This is a genomic window from Streptomyces sp. NPDC046909 (assembly GCF_040644695.1).
Lineage (GTDB): Bacteria > Actinomycetota > Actinomycetes > Streptomycetales > Streptomycetaceae > Streptomyces.
In genome coordinates, this window is the sequence record NZ_JBEYXC010000045.1 from 1 (window position 1) to 8,197 (window position 8,197).

Sequence of the window (8,197 nt, forward strand, 5' to 3'; positions counted from 1 at the left end):
CCATACGGCGGCGAGTTGCCAGGGCAGGGTGCTCAGACCCTGCCGGTCCTCGAACAGGAACTGCAGCACTTGGCCCCGCGCGAGCCGGGCGCCGCGCAGCTGGGTGTACTTGAGGCCGGTGGCACGCTGGGCTTCCCGCACGCGGGCCTTCGGGCCGCTCGCTCCGGTCCTGGTCATGATCGAACTCCGCTCCAGGGTCCCCACCGCCCCGCAGAGGTCGACAGTGCACAGGCAGACGAAAAACCTGCGGGACCCTCCCCAGGACCGTCGCCGGCTGGGTGTCCTTCACCTGCGGTATGACCGGCGTGGGGGACCGGACATCAGGCTCGCGGCGCGCGCATCCTGCCGCATTGCGCAGCCTAACGCCCCCCCATCCCTGCCTTGGACGGCACGCGGGCCGCGCCCCAAAAGGCGGTGACCGCTACAGCACGGCATCCACGCTTACGGGTGAGCGGTCGTGCCGTCAGCGGGCCAGGGCAACCTCGACAGGGCTGCCCGGGCACTTCAGAGTCTGCCGAGCGGGAGGTATTGAGACGGGCAGGACGGCGCAATGTCCCTGGTCGAGGTCGCGCGCCCGGGCCGCCCAACACAGCATCGACCTGGCACCGACCGCGGACCTGGGCACCGACGTCCCCGGTCGCGGTCTGGCAGGTGCATGGACGACGCTATGACGCCAAATGGCTCGATAACAGTGCCGTCCTGAGAGCAGACTGGTCGTATGCAGCTCACTCAGGTACGAAGCCGTCTCTATCGCAACATTGTTGACAGTGGTGACGTCGATATCGCGGCAGATGTGACGGCGCTGGTCGGCAAGAACGAGAGCGGGAAGACGGCATTGCTGTCCTCGGTCTACCGGTTCAACCCGGTGTACCCGGAGCACTCGTTCGCCGTGGGGCAGGACTACCCGCGGTGGAGGAAGTCCGAGGACACCCGGTCAGGAAGGATCAGCGACGCGAAGCCGATCACCTGCACGTTCACCCTCGACGGTGACGACCTGAACGCTGTGGCCGACGTACTGGGACCAGACGTGGTCACAGACCGCTCGTACCGACGCTCCGTTTTGTACGAGGGGAATGACACGGTCGGCCTGGAGGTCGATGAAGCCGCTGCCCTGGAGAACCTCTACAACGCCGAAGAGGTGCCCCAGGCGCTGCGCAGCGTCCTCGGGACGAGGAGCATCGCGGGAGCACTGGAGGTGGCTGGCGGCCTGACGGTCGCGGATGACGAGGAGTACACCGCAGCAGACATCGACCTGTTCACCAGGGCGGCACGTGAGCGGCTGGGCGACAACGCCAGCGCCTGGGACCGGGTCGCACGCATCCTGCGTGAGCGCGAGCCCAAGTTCTTCTACTTCAGCAACTACCAGAATCTTCCTGGCCGGATTGCCCTGACCGACCTCGACGGCCAGGAGGAACAACCCGGAGCCTCCTCGGCGCAGACTGCCCGGGCCCTGCTCGAACTCGCCAGCACCACGGCCGCGGCACTGTCGGCGGAGGACTTCGAGGAACGCAAGGCCGAGCTCGAGGCGGTGAGCAACGACCTCACCCGGCAGGTGTTCAAGTACTGGAAGCAGAACCCTGACCTGTCGGTGGTGATCGACCTGGACAAGACCACGATCCAGCAGCCGAACGGGCAGCACGCCGTGGCCACCCACCTCGACGTCCGTGTCCGGGACAGTCGGCACGGATTCACCAACAACTTCTCCGCCCGCTCCACCGGATTCCAGTGGTTCTTCAGCTTCCTCGCGGCCTTCTCCGCGTTCGAGAACTATCCCCACGGAGTCGTCGTCCTGCTGGACGAACCCGGACTGAGCCTGCACGGCCGTGCCCAGGCCGACTTCCTGCGCTTCATCAACGAGCGCCTCGCCCCGGTCGCCCAGGTCATCTACACGACGCACTCACCGTTCATGGTGGAAACGGCACGCCTCGATCGCGTCCGGATCGTGGAAGACCAGGGACCAGACACCGGGGCCGTGGTCACCAAGGAAGTCCTCGCGGTCACCGACGACTCGCTCTTCCCGCTGCAGGCCGCACTCGGCTACGACATCGCCCAGAACCTCTTCGTGGGCCCCGACAACCTCCTGGTCGAAGGAACCAGCGACTATACCTACCTCACCCTGATCAGCGACGCCCTCAAAAGTGCAGGCCGCACCCACCTGGACGAACGCTGGCGCATCCTGCCCGCCGGCGGCGCCACCAACATCCCCGCCTTCGTCGCGCTCATCGGCACCAGTCTCCAGGCGACCGTTCTCATCGACAGCACTCCCGCCGGAGTCGCCAAACTCAAAGCCCTCACCAGCAAGGGCCTGCTGCCGCCCCAACGCCTGCTGCTCATGGACGCCTTCAGCGACGGCGTCAAGAACAGCGACATTGAGGACCTGTTCTCCCCCGGCGACTACCTCAAGCTGTACAACGCCGCCTTCGGAACCAAGCTCAAGGTCAGCGACCTCAACGGCAATGACCGCATCATCGCGCGCATCGACAGAGCGACCGGTGTGCCGTTCACCGAGCACGGCCGTCCCGCCGACGCCCTGTTGCGCAAGCGGGACACACTGTTGCCGGGCCTCTCTGAAGCGACCCTGAGCCATTTCGAGCAGCTCTTCGAAGCCATCAACAACACCCTCACCTGACCGATGAATGACAGTTGGACTCACAGCACGACACCGGCGGCGAGTTCGCCGGTGTCGTGCTGACGGCTGCTGGTCGCAAGCCCGAATCCGTTTTAGGACATCGGGCAGGCGCGTTGGCCCGCGCCCGCCGTCACGTCAAGGCCGGCACCGCCCTCGGTACCGGCCCTGATGTGCGTCCAAAAGGGGACGGTGGAGGTCTGCTGCTGGAGCGGGGGCGCAGCCATTTAGGGGGTGCGGGGCGCGGCGCCGCACCCCCTAAATGGCATGTGAGCTGCGGAAATTGATGCGCTGAAAGACGCGCCCGCCCTCCCGTGAGTGATGTAAATGAGGTATATTTTTCTTGTCGGGGTTCCGGTGGCAGGACCCCCGATCACCGATGACATCCACTCGAAACTCGCAGGAGAACCCGTGCCGTTCATCAACGACTCCACCCCCCACGCCATCGGCCTGGTCACCACGCTGCATCCCGACGGCCAGGTCGACGACTTCGTCAGCGCCCCGGCCCGGGCCGTCCGGCTCACCGACCTGCCAGCCCTGGCCGGTACGACCCCGTACACCACGCTGCCGCTCGCGGACGGCATCGAGCTGCACCACCTGCCCGCCCACCCGGGCACAGAGAACCCGGTCGCGAGCCGGCTGGCGGCCCACTACGGCTACGAGGGCTTCACGCTGCGCGGGCCGATCTGCTTCACCGGCGACAGCGCCGAGACCGACGAGGCCGCTGGCGTCGGACTCGACGTGCTCGATGACCTCCACGCCGCCCTGCGTACGGCGGCCGAGGCAGCGGATATCCGGTTGTACTGCAAATTCCGCCTCACCGACACGGTGACCGTCGCCGACGACGACTATGTCCCCGGCGATCTCTTCTGGTTCTGCGGTCAGTCCCACCGCGTCTTCCGGTTTGAGGACATGGAACCCGACAGCGCCACGGCCCGGCGGTGGCCCGGTGCCCGCGTCCTGGTCTGCGACGACGGCTTCGAAATCACCTCCCTGCCGGGGGCCGTCCGCCCCGAGCGCGCCGACCGTGCCCCGGCCGGGTTCTGGCAGCGCACCGGACACCAGCTCCTGCCCGCCTCCAGGTGAGCACCCCCGGCGGGCGGCCCCACCCCCGGCCGCCCGCCGGGCACACCGGACCATCTCCCGCTCACCGAAAGGCGAAAACCTGTGTCCGCACTCTGCAACCATCGCCGCGCCGACCACCACCACGACGGCGAAACCTGCCGCTACGCCCGCGAACTCCAGCCCGGCGACAAGATCAGCATCCTGTCCGGCTGCCTGGCCGAAGTCCTCGACGCCCACCCGGCGGAAAGCGACGGCTGGATGTCCGTGCTGCTCGACGTGTCCTGGGACGGAGCAACGCTCATCGCCTGCGACACGATCCTCGCAGTTCGGCCCGCCAACGGCCTGCGCCCCGACGAACTGCCCGCACCCGAGCCCGGGACCGAGGTGCGCGTGCGGGTGGAAGTGACCGAAGAAGTCCTCTACGAGGACGACGTCGTCCTCACGGTCCCCGTCAGCGCCACCGCCGACGACACCGCCCTGCTGATCTACCTCAGCACCCACTGGGAGGACTACAACGACGTGATCGAGAACGGAGCGAGCGTCGTCAACGAGCAGACCATCACCTCCGCCCGCATCGTGCAGAAGGAAGCGTCGGCATGAGCGGAACTGAAGAGGCCGTCCCGCTCAGCGCGGCCGCACTCGTCCGCACCGCGCTGACCGCCCTGGACGAGTTGAGCACGCTGGCCGAAGCCCTCGACCGCTTCGTCGGCACCTGGACGCACAGCGGCCTGGCCTACGAGCTCGTGCCTGACTACCAGTGCACGCTCACCTGCGAGGAAGCCGACAGCCTCGCCGACCTGCTGACGGCCTACGGCGACACCGAGGGCGCCCAACTGATCCTCAGTGAGCATGCCGCCTATGACGAGTGCGGTCATGTCCACCACACCTGCCCCGACTGCACCGGCCCCCACGAGCAGCCTGCCGCGCCCGACGCGTGCTCGGCCGACGGCCCGGCCTCGCAGACCACCTGACCCACCCTCACCGGCCGGGGGCGCAGCGAGCCCCCGGCCCCCGAGAGAGGCACCCCTTCATGCAGCAGTACACCGTTACCTGGACCATCGACGTGGACGCCGACGATCCGGTCGACGCCGCCCGCCGAGCCCTCGCCGTCCACCCCCACCACAAGCCCGCATCGTGGGCCACGGTCGTCACCGTCTCCGACGGCCACAGTGAGCACCTCGTGGACCTCGACCCCGAAGGCACCGGCCCCGAGCAAGCGAACCCCACCTGCACCCGGACCGCCCTCCTCGACGGTACGGGGGAGCAGCAGTGAGCCTGCGCTACGAAGTCGGCGCCGCCACCGACACCCCTGTCACCGTCATCACCCCCGAGATGGACCCCGCCGAGCACGACCTCGACCTCGACCTCCCCCCGGGCACGCACACCCTCGTCATCGGAGACCCGGCCGCGTCCGCGTACGCCGTCACCGGCAGCCCCGACGAACTGCGCGCGTTCACCGCGCGCATCGCCGCCGCGATCAGCAGCCCCAGCGCCCAGGACGCTCTCCGCCTGGCCCGCTACGACGAGCTGGCAGCCCGCGCCCGCCACCTGTGCGACGGGTTCGGTGAGGCCACACGCGACATGGAAGGCGAACACGGCACCAAGCCGTCCCGCGTTGTCGACTACGACCGCGTCCTGGGCGACTACGAGGCCGACGCCTGGCCACTGGTGCAGGAACTGGCCGACGCCGCGCCCTGACCCACAGGCCTGGCTCCTCAGCCAGAAGCCCCGTCCTTTGGGCTCAGGGCGCGGCTCAGCCGCGTGGACGCCAGGGTGCCGGCCCGCGCATACCCCAGGCACGAACCCGAGCTCCACGGCCCCGGGCCGTCCTTCAGGGCGCAGCAGAGCGGGGCGCGCCACGCGCTTCTTTGTGACCGGTCCGGGGCGTGCCGCCGCCCGTGCCGGTCGGTGGTGCGGCCCGCTCCGCGCGCCGCACCACCTCGCCGCGTGCCGACCGGCCGCTCCGCGCCCGCCCGGACCGCGCGCTCCGCGCTCTCACGCGCTGCGGGACACGGCAGACGGGCCCAGTGCGCTCCGCGCCCTGCTCCCTCGCTCCGCGCAGCCGTCTCCCTTGTCCCTGCCGCTTCGCGGCACGGAGCACCGACACACCCAGCGCCACGCCCCGGACCGGCACCCCAAAACCCGTACTGGCCTGGGGAAACACGCCGGAGAAAGATCCCTGCATCTCTGCAAATCGTGATGCTAGTGCGGTATATTTCTCTTGTTGGAAGGTTCTGTGGCAAGACCCCCAACACCGAAGACATCCACCCCATTTCCAGGGAGAACCATGTCCGAGACCACCACCACCGCACCCGGCAGCGTCAACAGCTTCGGCCTCCTCATCCAGCCCACCGGAACCTTCCGCCTCCTCACCTGGCAGCCCGTCAACACCCCCCACCACGCCCTGTGCTGCGACCTCGCCCGCCCGGTCGACCTGACAACCGCTCTGACCATGTGGGTCGACCAAGACGCCGCCGCCCACGGCGCGCAGCCCAACCGAGCCATCACCGGCCTCCTGGGCCTGTACCAGCCCACCCCGCAGACCTACTGCGGCGACGTCGTCTTCACCGGCACCCCCGACGCCCAGGGCGGCGCCGACGGCATGACCCGTGACCAGGCCATCGCCCTCCTCACCCTCTACAGCGAACTCGGCGCCCCCAGCCTCCTGCCCCGCCCCCGCCGCTGACCCCACCCCACCCGCCGGAGCACCCCATGTTCCTCGTAGTGGTCGACACCCGACTCAATGCCGTCGTCGTCGCCCCGGAATCCGCCGACGACCTCGACGACGAGACCCGCGCCGCCATCGAAGGAGCCTGCTTCACCTGGCAGCCCGACATCGAAGCCTTCACACAGCCAGGACAGGACCGAAAGGCAGCCGCCCGCATCGCCCTGCGGCTCGTCCAACTCGCACACGACGTCCTGGCGGTCTGACCAGCCCAGCACCAACCCACCCCGGCGGCGGGGCAGTGGGACCCCGCCGCCGACATCACCTCAGCCACCCGGAGCCCCATCGCGGACTCCAGCCCCTCCCCGCGCCATACCGGCCTGAGTTGAGCCGCCCCAAGGGCCCGCGCTCCTCACCACCCCGCCGCGCGCATCTCAACCCAACCCCGAGGAACCATCAGTGATCCCGGTGAAGAGCACCCAAGAACAGCGCACCGACTACACACGAGCGATCACAGAGAAGTGGGACGCAGCCACTTCCGACCAGAAGCGCCGGGGGCGTGACTGGTACGTCAAGGCTCATGAATTGGCCGTCGAGATCTCGGGAGGAGACGCAAAGAAGGGGGCAGGCGTACTAGCCGCATTGTCAGCCAACAAGTCATGGGCCGAAAATTGCAGGCTCGCCAGAAAGGCATTCACCGAAGGAACCGCCAGCGGCCACGTCCGCGACGCACTCAACAAAGCTAACCGAATCATGGCAGGAGAAGACCCGAGCGAAGTCCTCCCCATGCACCTCAAGACCGGGTATTTCTACCTCTGCATTGCAGACCCGGAAAACACAGAATCCGTCGTAATCGACCGCCACGCACACGACATCGCCGTGCGTACGGTCTACGGCCAACGTGACCGGGGCCTCGGCGCATTGGGCCGATACACCCTCCTCGCCGACTGCTACCGGGCCGCCGCGAAGGAAATCGGAGAGATCCCCAGCAAGGTCCAGGCAGTCACCTGGGTTGCACACATTGAGAGGGCAGCATGACCATCATCACCTGTGGCTCCTGCGCAGGCCGCGAGACGTGGCGTGTACGCCCTGACGGCTGGTTCGAGTGCCCCAACGGGCACGAACTCGCCCCCTCCGATATCGACTTGGACAGCGGGCTGGTGTGGGCGGTCGACACCCGCGGCGTCCTCGGCTACGTCGTCAAGCCGTCCAAGTCACTCGAACTCATCGCGGAAGCGAGCGAGGAGCTCCACGACTCCGGCGGCTGTGCCGACGCGGAGTACGCGGCTCGTACAGCGATGCGCAAGGCGTACGATGCGTGCTGTGATTTCGTGTCCGCGTACCACGCTGGAGTTGCCTGACGCTCTTTCTCCTGGCCCCGCCCGGCGACGTGTTCGGGCGGGGCTTTTCACGTGGGAGGTTGCGCGGGTATTTGGGTTGGGTCTAAGGTGGTGCCCTAATCGAGAATAGGGTGAGCTTAGAAGGCGGGGAAGATCAAACCCGCAGACAGGACCGGAAAGTGACGGTTAGTCAACCGCTCCGGTAAGCAGGACGAAAGACCCAGACGCCCCACTCGGTAGCCAGCCTTAGGAATTCGCGGAGCGAATTCCGTTCTCAGTCCGAATCGCGGAGCGAATTCGGGCCCTGGCTAACGGAGTTGGCCAGGTATTCCGGCGGAGCCGGAATACTGAATTGCGGAGCAATTCCTTTTCCCGGCGCGTAGCGCCGGCGCGTCGTTCTCGCGGAGCGAGACGCGGATGGGGAGCGGGAGGTGCGGGGCGAGGGCGGGCAGCCAGGTGTGCTCCTTGCGCAGGAGCGTGTCCGCGTCCTGTGTGGCCCAC

The 8,197-nt window shown here is 67.9% G+C and carries 10 protein-coding genes and 1 pseudogene; 10 read left to right on the plus strand and 1 reads right to left on the minus strand.

Annotated features, from left to right (window positions below; genetic code table 11):
- The first annotated feature begins 718 nt into the window (after nucleotides 1–718).
- From ABZ928_RS53235 to ABZ928_RS53280, 10 genes are all read left to right on the plus strand, one after another.
- The gene (locus ABZ928_RS53235) at nucleotides 719–2,629 is read left to right on the plus strand and encodes an AAA family ATPase (RefSeq protein ID WP_361537086.1); all 1,911 of its coding nucleotides are present in this window, start codon (nucleotides 719–721) and stop codon (nucleotides 2,627–2,629) included.
- A gap of 408 nt (nucleotides 2,630–3,037) precedes the next feature.
- Entirely contained in the window at nucleotides 3,038–3,712 is a 675-nt protein-coding gene (locus ABZ928_RS53240; RefSeq protein ID WP_361537088.1) for a hypothetical protein, read from the plus strand.
- 81 nt (nucleotides 3,713–3,793) lie between these two features.
- Entirely contained in the window at nucleotides 3,794–4,291 is a 498-nt protein-coding gene (locus tag ABZ928_RS53245; RefSeq protein ID WP_361537090.1) for a hypothetical protein, read from the plus strand.
- Complete coding sequence (locus ABZ928_RS53250) at nucleotides 4,288–4,662, plus strand: hypothetical protein (protein ID WP_361537092.1); 375 nt, start codon at nucleotides 4,288–4,290, stop codon at nucleotides 4,660–4,662. The genes ABZ928_RS53245 and ABZ928_RS53250 overlap by 4 nt, the downstream gene beginning before the upstream one ends.
- A gap of 59 nt (nucleotides 4,663–4,721) precedes the next feature.
- Nucleotides 4,722–4,964 (plus strand): hypothetical protein, encoded by a 243-nt coding sequence (locus ABZ928_RS53255; protein ID WP_361537094.1) that lies wholly within the window; start codon nucleotides 4,722–4,724, stop codon nucleotides 4,962–4,964.
- A complete protein-coding gene (locus ABZ928_RS53260) occupies nucleotides 4,961–5,389 on the plus strand; it encodes a hypothetical protein (protein ID WP_361537096.1) in 429 nt (142 codons plus the stop codon). The genes ABZ928_RS53255 and ABZ928_RS53260 overlap by 4 nt, the downstream gene beginning before the upstream one ends.
- A gap of 589 nt (nucleotides 5,390–5,978) precedes the next feature.
- Complete coding sequence (locus tag ABZ928_RS53265; RefSeq protein ID WP_361537098.1) at nucleotides 5,979–6,377, plus strand: DUF3846 domain-containing protein; 399 nt, start codon at nucleotides 5,979–5,981, stop codon at nucleotides 6,375–6,377.
- Between the two features lie 26 nt (nucleotides 6,378–6,403).
- Complete coding sequence (locus ABZ928_RS53270; RefSeq protein ID WP_361537100.1) at nucleotides 6,404–6,622, plus strand: hypothetical protein; 219 nt, start codon at nucleotides 6,404–6,406, stop codon at nucleotides 6,620–6,622.
- A gap of 193 nt (nucleotides 6,623–6,815) precedes the next feature.
- Nucleotides 6,816–7,394, plus strand: a complete 579-nt coding sequence (locus ABZ928_RS53275) for a hypothetical protein (protein ID WP_361537102.1) — start codon at nucleotides 6,816–6,818, stop codon at nucleotides 7,392–7,394.
- Nucleotides 7,391–7,717 (plus strand): hypothetical protein, encoded by a 327-nt coding sequence (locus ABZ928_RS53280; protein ID WP_361537104.1) that lies wholly within the window; start codon nucleotides 7,391–7,393, stop codon nucleotides 7,715–7,717. Before ABZ928_RS53275 ends, ABZ928_RS53280 begins: the two co-directional genes overlap by 4 nt.
- Nucleotides 7,718–8,106: 389 nt before the next feature.
- Here the strand turns inward: ABZ928_RS53280 and ABZ928_RS53285 are convergent.
- Nucleotides 8,107–8,197 (minus strand): annotated as a pseudogene (locus ABZ928_RS53285) (aminoglycoside phosphotransferase); the annotation flags it as partial.